The organism is Actinoplanes sp. NPDC051475, assembly GCF_040689425.1.
In the GTDB taxonomy this organism is placed as follows: Bacteria; Actinomycetota; Actinomycetes; order Mycobacteriales; family Micromonosporaceae; genus Actinoplanes.
Map to the genome: position 1 here is coordinate 202,861 of NZ_JBFAZZ010000009.1, position 18,180 is coordinate 221,040.

The 18,180-nt window shown below is 70.9% G+C and carries 15 protein-coding genes; 4 read left to right on the plus strand and 11 right to left on the minus strand.

Translation table 11 applies throughout. The features are described 5' to 3' along the window. Positions 1-11: 11 nt before the first annotated feature. Both AB0368_RS20125 and AB0368_RS20130 read right to left on the minus strand, forming a co-directional pair. The gene (locus AB0368_RS20125) at positions 12-623 is read right to left on the minus strand and encodes a GtrA family protein (protein WP_366155414.1); all 612 of its coding nucleotides are present in this window, start codon (positions 621-623) and stop codon (positions 12-14) included. 278 nt (positions 624-901) lie between these two features. After that, a complete protein-coding gene (locus AB0368_RS20130; RefSeq protein WP_366155415.1) occupies positions 902-2,596 on the minus strand; it encodes a bifunctional 3'-5' exonuclease/DNA polymerase in 1,695 nt (564 codons plus the stop codon). Positions 2,597-2,715: 119 nt separating this feature from the next. On the opposite strand from AB0368_RS20130, the gene AB0368_RS20135 reads away from it, so the two are divergent. After that, positions 2,716-3,090, plus strand: coding sequence for a response regulator (locus AB0368_RS20135; protein WP_366155416.1), 375 nt, complete (start codon positions 2,716-2,718; stop codon positions 3,088-3,090). A gap of 6 nt (positions 3,091-3,096) precedes the next feature. On the opposite strand, the gene AB0368_RS20140 is transcribed toward AB0368_RS20135, so the two are convergent. The 8 genes from AB0368_RS20140 to murD all read right to left on the minus strand — a co-directional run bounded on the left by AB0368_RS20140 (position 3,097) and on the right by murD (position 12,454). Then, positions 3,097-4,029: a carbohydrate ABC transporter permease gene (locus AB0368_RS20140; protein WP_366155417.1), complete on the minus strand. Its 933-nt coding sequence runs from the start codon at positions 4,027-4,029 to the stop codon at positions 3,097-3,099. A gap of 19 nt (positions 4,030-4,048) precedes the next feature. Then, positions 4,049-4,960, minus strand: a complete 912-nt coding sequence (locus AB0368_RS20145) for a sugar ABC transporter permease (protein ID WP_366155418.1) — start codon at positions 4,958-4,960, stop codon at positions 4,049-4,051. Positions 4,961-5,011: 51 nt separating this feature from the next. After that, positions 5,012-6,445 (minus strand): N-acetylglucosamine/diacetylchitobiose ABC transporter substrate-binding protein, encoded by a 1,434-nt coding sequence (gene ngcE / locus AB0368_RS20150; protein WP_366155419.1) that lies wholly within the window; start codon positions 6,443-6,445, stop codon positions 5,012-5,014. A gap of 35 nt (positions 6,446-6,480) precedes the next feature. Beyond that, the gene (locus AB0368_RS20155; RefSeq protein ID WP_366155420.1) at positions 6,481-7,380 is read right to left on the minus strand and encodes a carbohydrate ABC transporter permease; all 900 of its coding nucleotides are present in this window, start codon (positions 7,378-7,380) and stop codon (positions 6,481-6,483) included. Continuing rightward, the gene (locus tag AB0368_RS20160) at positions 7,380-8,369 is read right to left on the minus strand and encodes a sugar ABC transporter permease (RefSeq protein WP_366155421.1); all 990 of its coding nucleotides are present in this window, start codon (positions 8,367-8,369) and stop codon (positions 7,380-7,382) included. Before AB0368_RS20160 ends, AB0368_RS20155 begins: the two co-directional genes overlap by 1 nt. 59 nt (positions 8,370-8,428) lie before the next feature. Further along, the gene (locus AB0368_RS20165; RefSeq protein WP_366155422.1) at positions 8,429-9,733 is read right to left on the minus strand and encodes an extracellular solute-binding protein; all 1,305 of its coding nucleotides are present in this window, start codon (positions 9,731-9,733) and stop codon (positions 8,429-8,431) included. Positions 9,734-9,797: 64 nt separating this feature from the next. Then, positions 9,798-10,772 (minus strand): MurR/RpiR family transcriptional regulator, encoded by a 975-nt coding sequence (locus AB0368_RS20170; protein ID WP_366155423.1) that lies wholly within the window; start codon positions 10,770-10,772, stop codon positions 9,798-9,800. A gap of 329 nt (positions 10,773-11,101) precedes the next feature. Continuing rightward, positions 11,102-12,454 (minus strand): UDP-N-acetylmuramoyl-L-alanine--D-glutamate ligase, encoded by a 1,353-nt coding sequence (murD, locus tag AB0368_RS20175; protein ID WP_366155424.1) that lies wholly within the window; start codon positions 12,452-12,454, stop codon positions 11,102-11,104. Between the two features lie 79 nt (positions 12,455-12,533). On the opposite strand from murD, the gene AB0368_RS20180 reads away from it, so the two are divergent. Next, positions 12,534-13,835, plus strand: a complete 1,302-nt coding sequence (locus AB0368_RS20180) for a hypothetical protein (protein WP_366155544.1) — start codon at positions 12,534-12,536, stop codon at positions 13,833-13,835. Between the two features lie 58 nt (positions 13,836-13,893). Here the strand turns inward: AB0368_RS20180 and AB0368_RS20185 are convergent, their stop codons facing one another. Beyond that, on the minus strand, positions 13,894-16,593 hold the full coding sequence (locus AB0368_RS20185) for a hypothetical protein (protein ID WP_366155425.1): 2,700 nt from the start codon (positions 16,591-16,593) through the stop codon (positions 13,894-13,896). A gap of 182 nt (positions 16,594-16,775) precedes the next feature. Here AB0368_RS20185 and AB0368_RS20190 point away from each other — a divergent pair, with 182 nt between their 5' ends. Both AB0368_RS20190 and AB0368_RS20195 read left to right on the plus strand, forming a co-directional pair. Continuing rightward, a complete protein-coding gene (locus AB0368_RS20190; protein ID WP_366155426.1) occupies positions 16,776-17,363 on the plus strand; it encodes a dihydrofolate reductase family protein in 588 nt (195 codons plus the stop codon). 1 nt (position 17,364) lies between these two features. Next, a complete protein-coding gene (locus tag AB0368_RS20195; protein WP_366155427.1) occupies positions 17,365-18,171 on the plus strand; it encodes an RNA methyltransferase in 807 nt (268 codons plus the stop codon). Positions 18,172-18,180: the final 9 nt, after the last annotated feature.

Sequence of the window (18,180 nt, forward strand, 5' to 3'; positions counted from 1 at the left end):
CTCGTAGCGGCTCACCGGGCTCCGGGCTCCGTCGCTTTCTCGCGTTTGTCCGGTTTGTCCGTCTTGTTCGGGCTCTCCGGCTTCAGCCTCTTCTCTGGCTTCAGTCTTTTCTCCGGCTTCTGCCGCGTCGCCGGCTCGTCGGGCTTCTGTTGCTTCTCCCGGGCGGGGGCGCGGCCCTCCGGGTGGGGAAACACGAATCGGCGGAACGCCCACCACCGGAAGCCCATGGCGATGAGCGTGCCGAGGATCATTCCGCTGACGAAGTCCGCGATCTCCTGCACCGGCCGCCCGACGTCGGGGACGCGCAGCAGCAGGACGTACCGGGAGACGGCGAGCGGCAGCACGGTGAGCCCGACGCCGACCGCGCTGACGGCGAAGAACAGCCCGGCCTCATGGTGCCGCTCACGACCGCCGCGCCGACGGAACGACCACTCCCGGTTCAGGACGTACGAGAGCACGGTCGCGATGATCGTGGCGATCGCCAGGGCGGTGACCGGTTTCGCGTGCAGGACGGTGAGCTTGAGCGCGTAGTTGATGACAGCCGTCGCAACGAAACAGATGCCGCCGACGACCACGAACTTCGCCGACTCATCGTGTCTGCGCAGCAGTCCGGTCACCCACATCCGCGACAGCCTAGGTCCCCGGCGCGGCGGCGGGCGGGCTATTCGCCTGCGCCACACTCCGGTCGGCTTCCACATCCCCCTTGAGGGTTCCCGGCACCGCGCAGAGCCGGCGGAATTCGGCGCCGGCGCCCCGCAAACCCGGTCGGTGAAGCCCAGCCCGGCGGGTCCCGCCCAGCCCGGCCTGTGTATGGCGCACTCGGGACGCCCGGGCGGACGACGGCGGCTCCGGCCATCAGGCGGGGCCGCGGCGGGTCAGCCCCCCGGCGGGCCACGGCCGGTCATGCGGCGTCGGCATAGCACTCGACCACCGACACATCCAGCGGGAACCGCACCTCGGTCCGCCCGAACAGCAGCTCCCCCGCCCGAGCCGCGCCGGCCCGCACCGCCGCGACGACCTGCTCCGTCTCCTCCTCGGGGCAGTGCACCCCCACCTCGTCGTGGACGAACAGCACGATCTCGGCGCGCAGGCCCTCCAGTGCCGTTCGGAGGGTGGCCAGCAGGACCAGGGCCCACTCCGCCGCCGTCGCCTGGATGACGAAGTTGCGGGTGAAGCGGCCCCGGGCGCGGCCGGACGCTCCGCCCTGGGGCGCCTCGGCGGAGCCTGCCTCCTCCGGTGGGTCGAGGCCTGCGTCGCGCCAGGCTGTCGAGGCCGGGGGGCAGGTGCGGCCCAGCCAGGAGCGGACCAAGCCGCCCGCCTCGCCGGTGCGGGCCGCCGCCTCCACGTAGTCGAAGGCAGTCGGGTAGCTCTGGCGCAGCACCGCCAGGGCCGGGATCGCGGCGCCGCCGGTCTGGCCGTACATGGCGCCGAGCAAGGCGACCTTGGCGCGGGCCCGGTCGCCTCCGAAGGCGTCGGTCGCCAGGGCTGCGTACAGGTCGTCGGCGATGCCGGCTGCGGCGAGGCGGGTGTCTCCGGAGACGGCGGCCAGGACGCGGGGCTCGAGCTGGCCCGCGTCGGCCACGACGAAGCGCCAGCCCGGGTCGGCCACCACGGCGCGCCGGACCACCTTGGGCACCTGGAGGGCGCCGCCGCCGCGGGTGGCCCAGCGGCCGGAGACGACGCCGCCGGGGACGTACTCCGGGCGGAGGCGGCCCTCGCTCACCCAGGCGTCGCGCCAGGCCCAGCCGTGGGCCGTCCAGATGCGGTAGAGCTCCTTGTATTCCAGCAGCGGCTTGACCGCCGGGTGCTCGACCCGGCGCAGCACCCAGGCCCGGGTGTTCGGGACGTCGATGCCCGCCCGGGCGAACGCGCGCAGCACCTCTGCCGGCGAGTCGGGGTGCAGGCCGTGCATGCCGAACGCGGCGTTGACCTCGGCGGCCAGCTCGGCGAGCCGGCGGGGCGGCCCCACCGGCTGAGGCGGCCCGAGCAGGTCACGCAGCAGCTCGTCGTGGACGTCCGCGCGCCAGGGCAGGCCGGTGTGGCCCATCTCCGCGCCGACCAGCGCCCCGGCCGACTCCGCCGCGACGAGCAGGCCGAAGCGCCCCGGCTGCCCGGTCGCCGCGATGCGACGCTGCTGGTCCGCGTACACCCGCGTCAGGGCCTCGAGGACCACCGGGCCGGCGGCGGGCGGCGGACCGGCAGCGGCATCGAAGAGCGCGGCCTGGGCGAAGCCCGGCGGTTGCGCCAACCGGGGCGGCGGATCGGGCGGCACGGGCCCGCCGGTGAGCCGGGCGAAGGCGGCGGCGAGCGCCCGCGGCTCACCCCACCGCCCGGCGTGGCCGAGCAGCAGCGCCTCGATGAGCTCCGCGTCGTGACAGCGGGCGACGCGCACCCCGGTCCGCAGCAGCGCGGGATAGCAGTCGGCGGTGGCGGCCCAGACCCAGCGGGGGCGCTCGGCGGCCTCCCGCTCGGCGATCGCGGCCGGCAGGTCGGCCACCGGCTGCGGCCCGGACGCGGGCGTGCCGTCGGGGTGCACGGCCTGGAGGTGCCCCGGGCCGTGCCAGCTCCCGTCGTCGGAGACCGCGGCTACCAGCACCCCGTCATTCTGGAACAGGGGTACGACAGAAACCGGAACTCGCCGGAGAGCGATCTGCTCAGGAAGCGAATGCACCGGCCGATGGAATCCGTTGCCCACCCTCTTCGAAATGCGACCGAATGCTGGCTCTGGTGGTCGACGACTCGAGCACGATGCGTCGTATCCTGCAGCGCACCCTGGCCGGGCTGGGCTTCTCGGCGTACGAGGCGAGCAACGGGCAGGAGGCCCTCGACCTGCTGGTGGAGATCCCCACCGTGCCGGACGTGGCGCTGATCGACTGGAACATGCCGGTGATGGACGGCCTCGAGCTGATCCGCCACATCCGCAAGATGCCCCCGCTGCGGGACATGTGCATGATGATGGTGACCACCGAGGGCGAGCACAGCCAGATGGTGCGGGCGCTGGCGGCCGGGGCGCACGAGTACGTCCTCAAGCCGTTCGCGCCCGACACCATCAAGCAGAAGCTCGCCTACATGGGGCTGATCACCCCGTGAGGTGACCTACTTCGTGGCGCCGGCCGTGAGGCCCGACTGGATCTGACGCTGGAAGAACGCGTACACGATGATCATCGGCAGGATCGAGAGGGTGAGCGCCGCGAACAGCGCCGCCCAGTTGGCCTGGTAGCCCGCCGACACCGAGATGTTCGCGATGCCCTGGGTCAGGACCCACTTCTTGTCCGCGCCCTGGCCCTGCATGATCGCGACCGGCAGCAGGTACTGGTTCCACTGGCCGACGATGTTGAAGATCGTGATGCTGACCAGGCCGGACCGGGCCATCGGCAGCATGACCTGGAAGAACAGCCGGGTGTGCGAGGCGCCGTCGACGATCGCCGCCTCCGCGACGTGGTTCGGCAGCGTCTTGAAGAACGCCGTCATGAAGAACACCGTGAACGGCAGCGAGTAGGCGATGTAGACCAGGATCAGACCGGTGTACGTGTTCAGCAGGCCGAGGTTCTGCAGGATCAGGAACAGCGGCACGATCGCCATGAAGACCGGGAACGCCAGGCCCGAGACGAACAGGTAGTAGATGAAGCGGTTGCCGGCGAACTTGTAGCGGGCGAGCACGTAGGCGGCCATCGACCCGAAGATCATGGTGCCGGTGGTGCTGAGCGCCACCACGAAGACGCTGTTGAGGAAGTAGCGGCCGATGTGCGCCTCGGTCCAGGCCGTCTTGTAGGTCTCGAAGGAGATCTTGCTCGGCAGGCTGAACGGCGCGTGGGTGAAGATCTCGGTGTTGCTCTTGAACGACGCGAGGATCACCCAGATCAGCGGGGCGATCACGAGGATCCCCCAGATCGCCAGCGCGACGTGGGCGAAACCGCTGAAGAGCTTCGCCTCGCCCTTGTCGCGGTTCGCCGCGGCGGCGTGCCGCCGGCCCGGGTACGGCACGGTGCCGGGCGGTGGTGCGGAGATATCGGTACGCAGGTTGGTCATCTCAGGCTCCCGGTACGGCTCAGAGCTCGACGGCGTCGCGCCGGGTGACCCGCAGGGTCAGCGCCGCGAAGGTGATGGTCAGGAAGAACAGCACGACGCCCATCGCCGAGGCGTAGCCGAATTGTGCGTAGTCCTGCATGTTGCGGAAGATCTCCAGGCCCAGCACGGTGGTCGCCCCGTCCGGGCCTCCCCGGTCCACGGACATGACGTTGACCAAGGCGAACGCGTCGAAGGCGGCGATGCCGAGGTAGACCCACGCGACCTGGAGGGTGTTCCACAGCAGCGGCAGCGTGACCTTGAAGAACAGCGTGCCGCGGGTGGCGCCGTCGAGCGCCGCCGCCTCGTAGATCTCCGTGGGGATGGACCCCATGCCCGCGGAGAACAGCACCACGTAGAAGCCGACCGCCTGCCAGACGAGCACGGCCAGGATCGACCAGAGTGCCAGGTTCTTGTCCGCGAGGAACAGGATCGGCCCCCCGCCGAACTGGTTCAGCAGGCCGTTGATCAGACCGCTCTCGTCGGGCGAGTAGACCCGCGCGAAGATGACGGCGACCAGGGCCAGGGCGAGCAGCTGGGGGAAGAAGAACACCACGCGGTAGACCTTCGACCCCCAGACCCCACGGGTACGGCCACCCTTCGAGCCGCCGCCCACGTTCAGCAGGAAGGCGAAGAAGAGCGCCAGGACGATCGTCAGCAGCGGAAGGAAGATCAGCAGCAGGACGTGGTGCTGGATCGCCTTCCAGAAGGTGCTGTCCTGGAACAGCCGGGTGAAGTTGTCGAACCCGATGTAGTTCACCTCGGGCGAGAAGCCTCGCCAGTTGGTGAACGACAACTGGAACGCCTGAAGGTAAGCCGCGACCACGAACGTCCCATAGATGGCCACCGGCACGATCAGGAAGCCGATGATGAACGGGTACCTGCCGTGCTTCATGGTTCCGTGCTCCGTTCGTGATCGCGGTTCAACTCGTCGGGTGGATAAGGGTCAGCGCTTGAACTTCTCGATGGAGGAGTCCTTCTTGATGGCGTCGGCGGCCTTCTGCACTCGCTGGCAGAACTTGTCGGCGGTGCCGCCCTGGTACATCAGCTCGTTGGTGGCGGCGCGAACCTCGTCGTCGAGCTTCTTGTACCACGTGTCGAAGCGGAAGCTGAAGGTGTCGGCACCGGCCGCGCCCAGGGCCTTGTTGCCCGAGGTCAGGCCGGCGCTGATCTCCATGCCGTCGGTGGCGCCCGCGACCACGGTCAGGGTCTTGGTGAGCTTCGTGAACCCGATGGCGCCGTTCTTGGAGAGCATGTGGCGCAGGAATTCCATGCCGCCGCGCGGGTTCTTGCCCTTGCTGGCGACGAAGTACTGCTCGCCGGCCGCGGCGTAGAGCGCGGTGACGGGCAGCTTGTCGGCGGTGGTCACGCTCGGCAGCGGCATCAGCTGGTAGTCGAAGCCGTCCGGGGTGTCCTTGGCCTGCTCGTTCTCCAGCCAGGAGCCGGAAGGGTAGAGGCCCACCTTGTACTGGTTCTGCTTCAGCTGAACCTCGGTGTGCTTCTGGCCCAGGAACGCCTTGTCCGAGTACTTCGCGCCGACCTCGGCCCACGCGGCCGCGGCCTGCTTGACGGCGTCGTTGGTCCAGGCGCCGTCCTCGAGGTTGTCGATGTTCTTGAGGATGTCGGCGCCACCGATCTTGGCGGCGCTGGCGAGGATCACCGTGTACTGGTAGTACGGCGCGTTGGCACCGGCGTACCCGTAGGGGGTGATGCCCTTGGCCTTCATCGCGTCGAGCAGCTTGATGAAGTCGGCCCAGGTGGTCGGCGCGGTCCAGCCGTTGTCCTTGAACAGCTTCCCGGAGTACCAGAGGCCGAAGACGGTGAACGCGTAGTTCAGGACGTACGGCTTGCCGTTGAACGTGCCCTGCTCGATCGTGCCCGGGATCAGGGTGTCCTTGACGGTCTTGCCCGAGATGTCCACCGACGGCGCGGCGAACAGGTCGGTGAGGTCCTGCACCTGACCGGCCTGGACGAGGGCGCCCTGGTCCATCAGCTTGGAACCGGAGTTGTTGATCATGTCCGGCGGGTTGCCGGCGCTGAACCGCGGCTGCACCACGGTGGAGATCTCCTCGGTCTGGTTGAACGTGACCTTGGAGTTCGGGAAGAGCTTGTTGTAGGACGGGATGTCGACGTCGGTCGCGTACTTGGTGCCGAGGCCGCCGTTGAAGATGATGATCTCCAGCGGCTCGTCCTCCTTGACGCCCAGCGGGTTGGTCGCCGAGACCGTGCCCTTGGGCTTGTCGGACGTGGTGTCGTCGTCCTTGCCGCCGCCGACGCACGCGCTGAGCATGCCGACGGCGGGCGTGGCCAGCAGGCCAACGGCGGCCGCTCGGCGCAGCAGCGTCCGGCGGTCCACCTCAGGCTTGAAAATCTCGGTCATGCACTTTCTCCTCAGGGTGTTGTTGCGGTGCCGGGTCAGCCCTTGACGGCGCCCGCCGTCAGGCCGGTGGCGATGTTGCGCTGGACGATCAGGAAGAACACGACCACCGGAAGCGCGGTCAGGATCGACCCAGCCATGAGCGGACCCCAGAAGGTGCCCTTGCTCGTCTGGTTCTGCATGAGCCAGGCCATGAGGTTCTGGTTCGCCTGGTCGTTGAGGGTGTTGATGATGATGAACTCGTTCCAGGCCTGAATGAAGCCGTAGACCGAGGTCGCCACCAGGCCCGGGCCGGTCAGCGGCAGGATGATCCGCCAGAAGACCTGGAACCGGCCGGCCCCGTCGATCTCCGCGGCCTCGTCGAGCTCCCGTGGCACGCCCTGGATGAAGCCCCGCAGGGTCCACACCGTGTACGGCAGGATCAGCACGATGTAGACCAGCGTGACGCCGAGCAGGCTGTTCGTCAGCTTGTAGTCCTGCAGCATGAGGAACAGCGGGATGAGGACCGCGACGAGCGGCACCATCTGGACCGACAGGACGATGAGGATGATCGCCTTGCGGCCGTAGAACCGGAACCGCGCGATGGCCAGCGCCGCCAGGAAGCCGACGACCAGCGCCCCGATCACCGCCCCGACGGTGATCAGCACGCCGTTGACCAGGTCACGCTGGAAGAACGGCGCGTTGAACGCCGACCTGAAGTTGTCGAGCGTGAAGCCGTGCGGATAGAACGTCGGGTCGTACTGGAGGATCTCGGGCGCCGGTTTGAACGCCGTGTTCACCACCCAGTAGATCGGGAAGAACATGACCAGGGAGAAGACCAGCCCGGCCAGGTTCGCGACGATGGTGCCGCCGAAGCTGCGCCCGACGGTGGGCGTGTCGGACTCGCGCGACTGGCGGCGCCGCGTGCGTACGGCGGTCTGGGGTGCGACGGCGACCATCAGTCCACATCTCCGATCTTGAACATCTGGCGCATGTAGAACACCATGACGCCGAGCATCAGCAGGACGGAGATGATCGCGATCGCGGAGCCCAGGCCGTAGTTGTTGTTCTTGAACGCCAGGCTGTAGGACCAGGTCGCCAGCACCTGGTACTGGGCCTCGGGCCGGCCGTTGCGCACCGCCCACACCTGGGTGAAGAGGCCGAAGTTCCAGATCACCGACAGGGTCGTGACGATCACCAGCAGCGGCTTGAGGATCGGCAGCGTCACCCGGCGCAGCGCCTGCCAGGCGGAGGCACCGTCGATCACGGCCGCTTCCAGCAGCTCCTTGGGCACCTGGGTGAGGCCGGCGTTGAGGGTGATCGCGATGAACGGGATGCCCGCCCACACGACGATCGTGGTGATGACGCTCCAGCCCTGGATCGGGTCGGCGAACCAGCTGTGGTTCGCGAAGTCGACGCCCGGGATGCGGTCGATCAGCCAGTTGAGGACGCCGAAGTCGGAGTCGACGAGCCAGCGGAACGTCTGGGTCGCGACCAACTGCGGGATGGCCCAGACGAACATCATCGCGACGATCATGATGATCCGTACGGGCGCCCAGACGCGCCGCATGAGCAGGGCGACGCCCAGGCCCAGCACCACGGTCAGCAGCACCGACACCACCGTGAAAGCGACGGTACGGCCGAGCACCTGGTAGAAGACCGGGTCGGTGAGGACCCGCGTGTAGTTGTCGAGCCCGACGTTCTCCGGCGGCAGGTTGGCGAACAGCTGCCGCAGCCCGAGCTGCTGGAAGGAGAGCACGCCCATCCGCACCAGCGGGTATCCGAGCAGCGCGGCCAGCAGCAGCAGGCTGGGCAGCACCAGGACGTACGGCACCCGGCCGCCCGTGGTCCTGCGGCGCTTGCGCCCGGCGTGCGTTGCGGCCGGGGCCGGCGCGGGCGGGGCCGGCGGCGCTGACGGGGAGTCGACGACCGACATCTGTCTCTTCACCTCTCTTCCTGCGGTGAGGGGTGCCGCCCACCGGTACGGGGGGGCGGCACCGGCGTGCGTCAGGCGGCGTTCAGAATCTCGTTGATCTTGGCGTCGGCGGCCTTCGTCGCGTCGGCCACCGTGGACTTGCCGGTCGCGATGCTGACCAGCATGTCCTGCAGGACGTTGGCGGACTCCACCTCGGACCACTTCGGAGCCATCGGCACGAACCAGGTCTCCTTGGCGGCCTGCGCGGTCGCCTCGTTGCCCTTCACCGCGGCGGCCTTGTCGAGCAGGTTGGTCGCGTTGGGCAGCGCGCCCTTGGCGATCAGGCCCTCCTGCGACTTGGTGTCGGTGAAGATCTGCGCCCACTTCGCGGCCAGGTCGGCGTTCGGGCTCTTCGCCGTGACGGCCACGTCCGAGCCGCCGAGGAACGACGGGACGCCGGGCATCGGCGCCGAGGCGACCTTGCCGTTCACCTTGGTCTTGACCTTGGCCGAGGCCGGGTCGTTGGGGTCCTTCGGCTGTTCCTGGACCGAGCCCAGCTCCCAGCCGTTGGCGTACAGCATGCCGGTCTTGCCCTGGGCGAACACCGGGTCCTGGTCGGCCTCGTCCTTGGTGGGGTCACCGGTCGAGTAGGTCTTGGCGAGCTCGGCCCACTTGGTCAGGCCTTCCTGGGCGGCCGGCTCGGACAGGGTGCCGGCCCACTTGTCGCCGTTCTTCTTGGCGATGTCGCCACCCGAACCGTGCACCCACGCCATCGCGGCGTACCAGTACTTGCCCGGCATGTAGAACGAGGAGAACTGCTTGTCGCTGCCGTTCTTCTCCTTGAGCTTCTTGGCCGCGGCCACGACGTCTTCGTACGTCTTCGGCGCGGACAGGCCGGCCTTGCCGAACAGGTCGGTGTTGTAGAGCAGGACCCGGGCGCCGGCGTAGTACGGCACGCAGTAGGTCTTGCCGTCGAGCTCGCAGGGGGCGGACAGGCCGGTCAGCCACTGGCCCGAGTTCTCGAACTGCGACTTGTCCAGCGGGGCGAAGGCGCCGTTGAAGACGTACTTCGGCATCTCGGTGTTGCCCAGCTCGACGACGTCGGGGACCTCGCTGCCGGCCAGGGTGGTGTCGAGCTTGGCGAGGTGGTCCTGCCACTGCTGGTAGTCCACCTGGACCTGGGCGCCGGTGGCCTGGGTGAAGCGGTCGTTGGCCTGCTTGACGACCTCGGGCCAGCCGCCCTGGGCGTCGACCATCAGCCACACCTTGATGGTCTTGCCGGCGCCGTTGACGGACGCGTTGGCGTTGGGGGTGCTGCTGTCACTGCTCGAACCGCATGCGGCGGCGGCCAGCAGCGTCGCGGCGAGCGACGCGGTGACCGCGAGTCTGCGCTTCACGCTTTCCTCCTGGAAAGAATTCACATCTGGGGGGTGTGAGGGGAGCTGGTGCTGTCGGGCACTTCTAAGGGGCGGAGCTGCCGTCCTTGACGGCTTTGTGGCCGCTGACGGCTTGGGCGGTGCGTTGGAAGGCCGCGTGCGAACGTTCGTGGGTCCGCTGGGCGACGGCGACGTAGAGCAGGTCGAGCACGACCAGCTGGGGGTGGCGCGCGGAGAGTGCGTCGGGGCGGAACGTCGTGGCCTGCGTGGCAGTGAGCAGGACGATGTCCGCCAGCTCGGCCAGCGGCGAGCGGGGGAAGCTGGTCAGGGCGATGGTGGTGGCACCGTGGCTGCTGGCCTCGGCGAGCAGCTCGATCGTCTCGCCGGTCTCGCCGGAGTGCGAGATGCCGAGCGCGACGTCGCCGGCCCGCGACAGCGCGGCGCTGGCCAGGCCGTTGTGCACGTCGGTCCAGGCCCACGCCGCCACGCCGATGCGGTGCAGGCTGAACTGCATCTCCTCGCCGACCAGCGCGCTGCCGCTGGCGCCGAAGATGTTGACCCGGGGCGCGGCCGCGATCGCCACTGCGGCCCGTTCCACCTCCGCGAGGTCGAGCAGCGCGGCGGTGTCGTGCATCGCCCGGGTGTCGGCGGCCATGATCTGGGCGAGAACGCGCGAGAGCGGGTCGCTCGGCTGGATCTCGCGCCCGATGTCGACGGTCCAGCCGGCCGAGCGGGCCCGGCCGGTCTCGGCGGCGATGCCCAGCCGCAGGTCCGAGTACCCGTCGAAGCCCATCGCCCGGCAGAAGCGGGTGACCGTCGCGGGCGAGGTGCCGGAGCGCTCGGCGAGCTCGACGATCGTGGCGCGGGAGGCCGCCGCCGGGTCGGTGAGGACCTGCTCGGCGACGCGCTGCAGGGCCCCGGTGAACTCCGGCAGCAGAGTACGTACGCGCAGCAGCACGCCGTCGCTCGCGTTGGAGATCACGGGAGCGGGCGCCTGATCGCGCACCAGCGGGTCGGCCACCACGGTAGAGGCGGTGCCGTCCACGTCCGGCTCGACCATGGGCCGTCCTCTCATCAAGGGGTGTTAACTGTCGCGGTAAAAGTTCTTACTGCGGACCCCTTTCTGTCAAGTCTGTGGGCGAAGTTTTCAAACCGTTACCTGGAGCAATCGGCTACCGCCGCATTGCGTGACCATCGGTTGACCCCCGTCAATCCCATATGGCCGTTACGACGTGACCGCCATCACATGCGGGGATTTGTACCGCTTCGTTCATAGGCCGTACGGCCCCCGCCGACTCCCCCGAACAGCCGGTTTGTGGCGCAACGTGAAACACCCTCGCAATCTGCGAGGGTGTTCCGTCAGTTGGCGAAAATTATGCCCAGAACCGGTTAAGCGCTGTTCCGCACGGCCTGCGCGAAGACCTCGGAGCGGTGCTCGAAGTTGCGGAACCGGCCGTAGCTGGGGGCGGCCGGCGACAACAGCACGACCCCGCCGGCCGGCGTCATCTTGCGCGCGAGACGCACCGCGGCGGGCAGATCCTCGGCGGACTCCGTACGGACGCCCGGCAGCCCGGCCAGCTCGGCCAGGATCCTCGGACCGCTGTCCGGCAGCCCGATCACGGTGATCTCCCGGCCCCGCAGATGCTCGCGCAGCGGCGCGTAGTCCAGGCCCCGGTCCGTGCCGCCGACCAGGACGGTCAGCGGGCGGCCCTCGTACGCGTCGATCGCGTGCATCGCCGAATACGGACTCGTCGACAGCGTGTCGTCGACGAAGGTGAGCCCGGACGGATCCTCGATCTCCGCGAGCCGATGCGGCAGCCCCTCGAACGACGCGACCGCCGCACGCAGCTCCTCCCGCAGGCCCGGCACATCGATGCCCACCCCGTCGAGAACGGCCAGCGCCACGCACAGGTTGCGCGCGTTGTGCCGCCCGCGCAGCCGCAGCGTGTCGCGGGGAAACAGCGGCTCGTCGCTGCAGTAGACGAGCTCGTCGTCGTCGACGCGGAACCGCGAGTCGCCGGAACCGGCCGGGATCGCCGGGAAGCCGTTGAGGTCCCGTACGTCGATCGTCTCGCGGACCAGCCGCTGGTCGGCGCCGTTGACGACGATCAGTTCCGGTCCGTGCGCCAGCAGGTTCAGCTTGTCGCGGTAGTACTCGCGCTCACCGCCGTGCGCGTCCAGGTGCTCCGGGAAGAGCGAGGTGACCACCGCGACCCGGGGCGAATCGGCAAGGTCGCTGCACTGGTAGCTGGACAGCTCGAGGACATACTGCTCGGCGGCGGGCAGGTCGAGCAGCGGCACACCGATGTTGCCGCCGAAGACGTTGGGCCGGCCGGCGGCCGCCAACAGATGGCTGATCAGCGCGGATGTGGTGCTCTTGCCCTTGCTGCCGGTGACCCCGACGGTCCGCCGGGCGTGCTCGGCCATCCACAGCGCGCTACCGCCCGTGACGGTCACCCCGCGGCCGCGCAGCTCGGCCATCCACGGATGGGTCTGCGGCACCCCGGGCGAGCGCACGATGACGTCGGCGGCGGCGAGCGTCGGGAAGGCGTGGTCACCGCCGGCGAGCGGCGCCAGGGACGCCAGCTCGCCCTCCCACGGCACCGAGAGGAAGTTGGCGCTGTCGTCCACCGCCATCAGGCGCGCCGGCCCGTGCGCGGCGATCGCGGTCACGGCGGCCCGGCCCTCACGGCCGGTACCCCAGACGGCCACGGACCGTCCGCGCAGGTCTGCCAGGCGCACAGGAACACTCCCTCTGTCGAGTCGCACTAGTATTGCCCGTCGGTCCAGTGACAGGAGTTCGCGGGTGCAGTTCGACGTCATGCGCTTCCCCTCGTACGCCTACGACCCCGCCACCGGGGTCGCGACGTTCGACTATCTGCTGGACGGGCCCGCCCCCGAGGCCTTCACCGAGACGATCACCTTCCCGGTGCCCGTGGGCGCCGCCGTGCCGGACACCTTCCACCGGGTCCTCGAGCTGCTCCACGTGGTCGCCGGGGTGAGCTACTACAAAATCGGCGCGCCCGAGCGCATCGAGGCGCCCACGGCCGTGCCGGCCGAGGCGAAGGCCCTGTTCGACGCCGTCTACAGCCAGGGCCTCGGCGAGTACGCGTACGTGAACCAGCTGCCGTACGTGCTCGACATGACCGTCGACGTCCCGGGCGGGTCCGAGCCGGCCGCACCCGTCGACAACGCCGACGGGCGTCCCCTGTCGGCCGTGGGCGGCGGCAAGGACTCCATCGTCACCCTCGAGATCCTGCGCGCCGCCGGCCTCGACCCGGTGCCGTTCTCGGTCAACCCCAACCCGGTCATCGTCAATGTGAACGCCGCCTCCGGCCTGCCCGCGCTGGCCGCCCGCCGCAGGCTCGACCCGCGCCTGTTCGAGCTGAACAAGGCCGGCGCCCGCAACGGCCACATCCCGGTCACCGCGATCAACTCGCTGATCGCGATCGCCACCGCCACGCTGCACGGACTCGGCCCGGTGGTGATGTCCAACGAGCGCTCCGCGTCCGACCCCAACCTGATCTGGAACGGTCACCCGATCAACCACCAGTGGTCGAAGGGGGTCGAGGCGGAAGGACTGCTGCGGGCCGCGATCACCGCCCACGCCGGGCTCACCGAGCCGTACTTCTCGCTCCTGCGGTCACTGTCCGAGCTGCACATCGCCCAGCTGTTCGCCCGGTTCACCGCGTACGACGACGTGGTCACCAGCTGCAACAAGGCGTTCAAGCTGCACGACCCGACGGCCCGCTGGTGCGGGGACTGCCCCAAGTGCCGCTTCGTCGCGCTCGCCATGGCGCCGTCGATGCCCCGCGAACGGCTGACCCGCATTTTCGGCCGCGACCTGTTCGCCGACCCGGCCCAGGTCCCCGGCTACCTGGAACTGCTCGGCATCGACGCGCACAAGCCCTTTGAATGCGTCGGCGAGGTCGAGGAGTCTCTGGTCGCGCTGACCATGCTCGCGGACGACCCGCAGTGGCGCGATGCGCCTGTCGTGGTAGCGCTGCGCGAGGCGGTGCCGGCCGCGGCGTGGGCCGAGGCGTCGCGGGACGCGGTGCTCACTCCGGGCGGGCAGACGTTCCTGCCTCCGGCGTACGCGAAAGCCCTGTCGTTGCTGCTCTGATCACCCTGTGCCTGATGGTCGTGCTCTCCTGGCCCTTGCTTCGCTGCGGTGCAGTCGATCACTCCGGAGCGTCGTGGTGGATCCGCTCGGGCGCAACTCCGAGCTGGTAGAGAGCGGCGGCGGTGGCGGCCAGCATGAGCGGCGGCCCGGCCAGATAGACCTCGTGCTCGGACCACTCCCCGTAGGCGGCCACGGCATCGGTGACCAGGCCGGACGCGTACGGGCCGGCCGGCCCCTCGGAGATCACCGGCACGACCGTGGCCCGCCGCGCCGACCCCGCGATCGCCGCGATCTCGTCGATGTCGTAGAGCTCGCTGAGGGTCCGCGCGCCCCAGAACAGCACCACCGACCGCGGATCGGCGGTCGCCGCCAGCTCGGTCAGCAGCGCCTTCAGCGGGGCCACCCCGGTGTCCCCGGCGATCATCAGCAGGTCGCGGCCCGACTCCGGCAGGCACATCCCGCCCTCGGCCCGCGCGATCCGCACCTTGTCGCCGACGCCCAGCCGATGCACCAGCGTGCCGCTGACACCGCTCACCGATTTCGCCCGTACGTGCAGCTCCACGATGTTGTCCCGGCGCGGCGCCCCGGCCAGCGAGTACGGCCGCCACAGCCCGGGGAGCTCCGGCACCTCGATCCGCGCGTACTGCCCCGGCCGGTACGGCATCGGAAGGTACGGCCGCAGCCGCACGACGGCCAGGTCGTCCCGGCGCCGGTCGTGCCGCTCGACCACCGCGGTCCAGGTCGTGGGCTGGTACCGGGCCGTGGCCATCCCGTGCGCGATCCACTCGTACGCGTGCTGCCACGTCGACCGCCACGCCTGGTCGAAGTCCTGCCGCCACCCGTTCGCGGCCATGCCCGCCCGCATCGCCTCGGCCAGCGCCGCCCCGGCGAGCTGCAATTGCTGCGGAGCGATCCCGCACTCGGCGAGCGCGGCACCGAGCCGCCCGAAGCCGGCTACCAACGCCGGCGGCTGGTCGAAGTTGTGCACCAGCCAGGTCAGCCCGTCCGCCAGCTGATCCGTCTGCGAAGCGACGTCGCCGGGAATGCCACGGAACAGCGCGGGCTCCGCCTGCACGAGCGCGGCCCGCAGCCGGGCGGCGACCTCCGGCGGGCCCCCGGCCAGCGACAAGCTGTTGCTGAGCAGGCGCTGCACCTCGTGCATCATCGCGTCGTCGGCCGGATTCATGCCGTCGACCGGTGCCAGGGTCCGGGCGGGCGGGACGGGCATCGGCGGGCGCAGGGGCGGTGGGGGCGCGAGCGACTGAATCGGATCACCCGGCCAGGGCGGCCCGGTCGGCCGCGGACCGCCGACCCTGGGAATGGCCTCGATCGGCTGGGTCGAGGAGACCGGGAGGCCACCGGGCCAGGGTCCGGCGCCCGGCGGGTACGGGATCGTGGGGCGGTTGGCCGGTACGTCGGTGCGGGTGCCCGGCGGGATCGCGGGAGCCCCCGGGAACGCCGGGAGCGCGGGCGTCGACGGACTTGCGGGCCTGGCGGGCGGGAGCGCGGGCGTCGCGGCGCCCGGGAGCTGGACCGGAGCGCCGGGGACCGGCGGGAGCGCGGGCGCCGCCGCGCCCGGTAGCTGAACCGGGGCGCCGGGGACCGGCGGGAGCGCGGGCGTCGCCGCGCCCGGTAGCTGAACCGGGGCACCGGGGACCGGCGGGAGCGCGGGCGTCGCGGCGCCCGGCAGCGGGACAGGGGTGCCCGGGATGGGGCTGCCCTGTGGTGGCCGGGGTGTGATCGGCGTCGCGGGGATCGACAGACTTCCCGGGGTGGGGGCGGTCGGTGCGCCGGACCCCGGCGTACCGGCGACCGGAGTTTTCGGGGGCGTGGTGCCGGTGAGCGGCGGCGCGCCCGGAGCAGTAGGGCCCGGCGGCAGGGCAGCGGGCGGGTTCGTGGGTGTGGGCGGCGTCTGCGGGGTGTTCCCGGGCGCAGGGGCCGCCGGTGTCTGGCGGGCAAGGTACTGCGGGAGCAGATCCATCAGGTGACCGGGGGCGATGTCCGTGGGTGGGGCCGGGGAGCCCGCCGGAGTGCGTCCCGCGGGTGCGGCCGGCGTCGCGGGCCGCGCGGGGCCGTCGACGATCGGTTCGCTGGTCGGGGCGGGCGGGGCGCCGCCGGAGACCGACCCGGACTCGGTTTCCACCAGGGAAGGGAGGATGTAGCCGGGAATGGTGACCCCGGCGGACGGCGATGATCCGGCGCTGGGCGTCGGACCGGAGGCCCCCGAGCTCGGCGCCGCCGGGCTGGAGGCGCCCGTGCTCGGCGTCGCGGGGCTGGAGGCGCCCGAGGTCGCGGCACCGCTGACGTCGGAGCCGGACGAAGCCCCGGCGGTGTCCGGACTGGTCGACGGGCTGGGGGTCGTGGGCGGGACGGGGCGCGGACTGGACGGCACCGAACCCAGGCCGGCTCGGAGATCACCGGCCGCCTCGGCGGCGGTCCGCTCCAAGCCGGGCCTCGGGACACCCCGTTCCTGCAGCTCGTGGGACGGATGCACCGGCGGCAGCTCGACCGGCGGGAGGGTGTGCTGCTCGGCGGGCAGTTCCGTCTTCGGGTGGGCCGTGGGCCAGTCCGGGTGCAGCAGCTCCTCCGGATGCACCGCCTCGGCGCTCTCGCGGTCCTCCGTCGGCGCTGCCTGGCTGGTCAGCGCCGCGGTGGCGTCGGCTTCCCCAGCCGCGGCCGCATCCGGCGCGGCCGAGCGCAACCGCATGGCGCGGAGCAACGCGAGCAGGTGGGGGTCGGATCCGGAACCGGTTGACACCAGCACACCCCCCGACCGCCGAACGACGCGAACAGTACAACCGTACTGCCGCCGGGCGCGATCTGCCGCCGCTACCCCGCCGGAGGGAGCCGGGGCTGCCGCTGGGCACGGCCCGGCGGCGGGTCCTGTCGTACCCGGATGGCATGCTCGGCTCTGCACGCGGACGAGCCGAGGAGATGCGCATGGGCAAGGTGGTCGCCGACATCTCGGTGTCGCTCGACGGGTTCGTGACCGGCCCCGGCCCCGATCTCGCCCACGGCCTCGGCCACGGCGGCGAGGGGCTGCACACGTGGGTGTTCGACGGGGACGCGGTCGACCGCGAGGTGCTGACTGCCGCCACCGATGCGACCGGCGTGGTCGTCATGGGCCGCAAGCTGTTCGACATCATCGACGGCCCGCACGGGTGGAACGACGAGATGGGCTACGGCGCCGACCTGGCCGCCCCGCCGCCGATCCTGGTCGTGACGCGCAACCCGCCCGACCGGGCCCGGCTCGGTGAGCGGGTCACGTTCGTCGTCGACGGGCTGCGCAGCGCCGTCGCCAAGGCCCGCGCGATGGCCGAGGAGCGTGAGGCCGTCATCATGGGCGGCGGCGAGATCGTGCGCGGCGCGATCGACGCCGGCCTCGTCGACGAGCTGCGGCTGCACCTCGCGCCGGTCCTGCTCGGTTCCGGCACCCCGCTCTTCACCGGTGCCACGCCCCGGGCGCTGCGCCAGGTCCACGTGCGGGTCTCCGGGCACGCCACCCACCTCACCTACCGGGTGGACTGAAGTGCCCGACGTCCAGCTGATCACCGACCCCGACGACGAGCGGCTCGGCGACTACCGCGCCCTCACCGATCTCGAGTTGCGCACGAAGTGGGAGCCGCCGAACGGCCTCTTCATCGCCGAGGGCGAGCTTGTGCTGCGCCGCGCGCGGCGCGCCGGCTACCGGGCCCGGTCCTATCTGGTCGACGCCAAGCGGGTCGACCAGCTCGACGACCTCGGCGACGCGCCGGTCTACGCGGCCACCCAGGCCGTGCTGGAGCGGGCGACCGGCTTCCACGTGCACCGCGGCGTGCTCGCGTCCTTCCACCGCCTGCCCCTGCGCGACGCCGGCGAGGTCCTCGCCGCCGCCCGCCGCGTCGCCATCCTCGAGGACGTCAACAACCACACCAACATCGGCGCCGTCTTCCGCGGCGCGGCGGCCCTCGGCATCGACGCCGTCCTCCTGTCACCGTCGTGCGCGGACCCGCTCTACCGGCGCAGCGTACGGGTGAGCATGGGCGAGGTGTTCGCGGTGCCGTACGCCCGCCTGGAGCCCTGGCCGGAGGGCCTGGACCGGGTCCGCGACGCGGGCTTCACGGTGCTGGCGCTGACCCCGGCCGGGGACGCACTGCCGATGCAACGCCTCGACGCCGCCCACCGGGCCCGGCCCGCCCTGCTGCTCGGCGCCGAGGGCCCCGGCCTGTCCCGCCACGCCCTGGCGGCGAGCGACACCCCGGTACGGTTACCGATGCGCCGCGGCGTGGACTCGCTCAACGTTGCGGCGGCAGCAGCGGTGGCGTTCTGGGAACTGGGACGCGATGACGACCTCTGAACGGATGCC

Bases quoted from the DNA above. Each gene is read 5' to 3' on its own strand.
- AB0368_RS20125 (WP_366155414.1), bottom strand. From the start codon at position 623: ATGTGGGTGACCGGACTGCTGCGCAGACACGATGAGTCGGCGAAGTTC.
- AB0368_RS20135 (WP_366155416.1), top strand. From the start codon at position 2,716: ATGCTGGCTCTGGTGGTCGACGACTCGAGCACGATGCGTCGTATCCTG.
- AB0368_RS20140 (WP_366155417.1), bottom strand. From the start codon at position 4,029: ATGACCAACCTGCGTACCGATATCTCCGCACCACCGCCCGGCACCGTG.
- AB0368_RS20145 (WP_366155418.1), bottom strand. From the start codon at position 4,960: ATGAAGCACGGCAGGTACCCGTTCATCATCGGCTTCCTGATCGTGCCG.
- ngcE (WP_366155419.1), bottom strand. From the start codon at position 6,445: ATGACCGAGATTTTCAAGCCTGAGGTGGACCGCCGGACGCTGCTGCGC.
- AB0368_RS20155 (WP_366155420.1), bottom strand. From the start codon at position 7,380: ATGGTCGCCGTCGCACCCCAGACCGCCGTACGCACGCGGCGCCGCCAG.
- AB0368_RS20170 (WP_366155423.1), bottom strand. From the start codon at position 10,772: ATGGTCGAGCCGGACGTGGACGGCACCGCCTCTACCGTGGTGGCCGAC.
- AB0368_RS20180 (WP_366155544.1), top strand. From the start codon at position 12,534: ATGCGCTTCCCCTCGTACGCCTACGACCCCGCCACCGGGGTCGCGACG.
- AB0368_RS20190 (WP_366155426.1), top strand. From the start codon at position 16,776: ATGGGCAAGGTGGTCGCCGACATCTCGGTGTCGCTCGACGGGTTCGTG.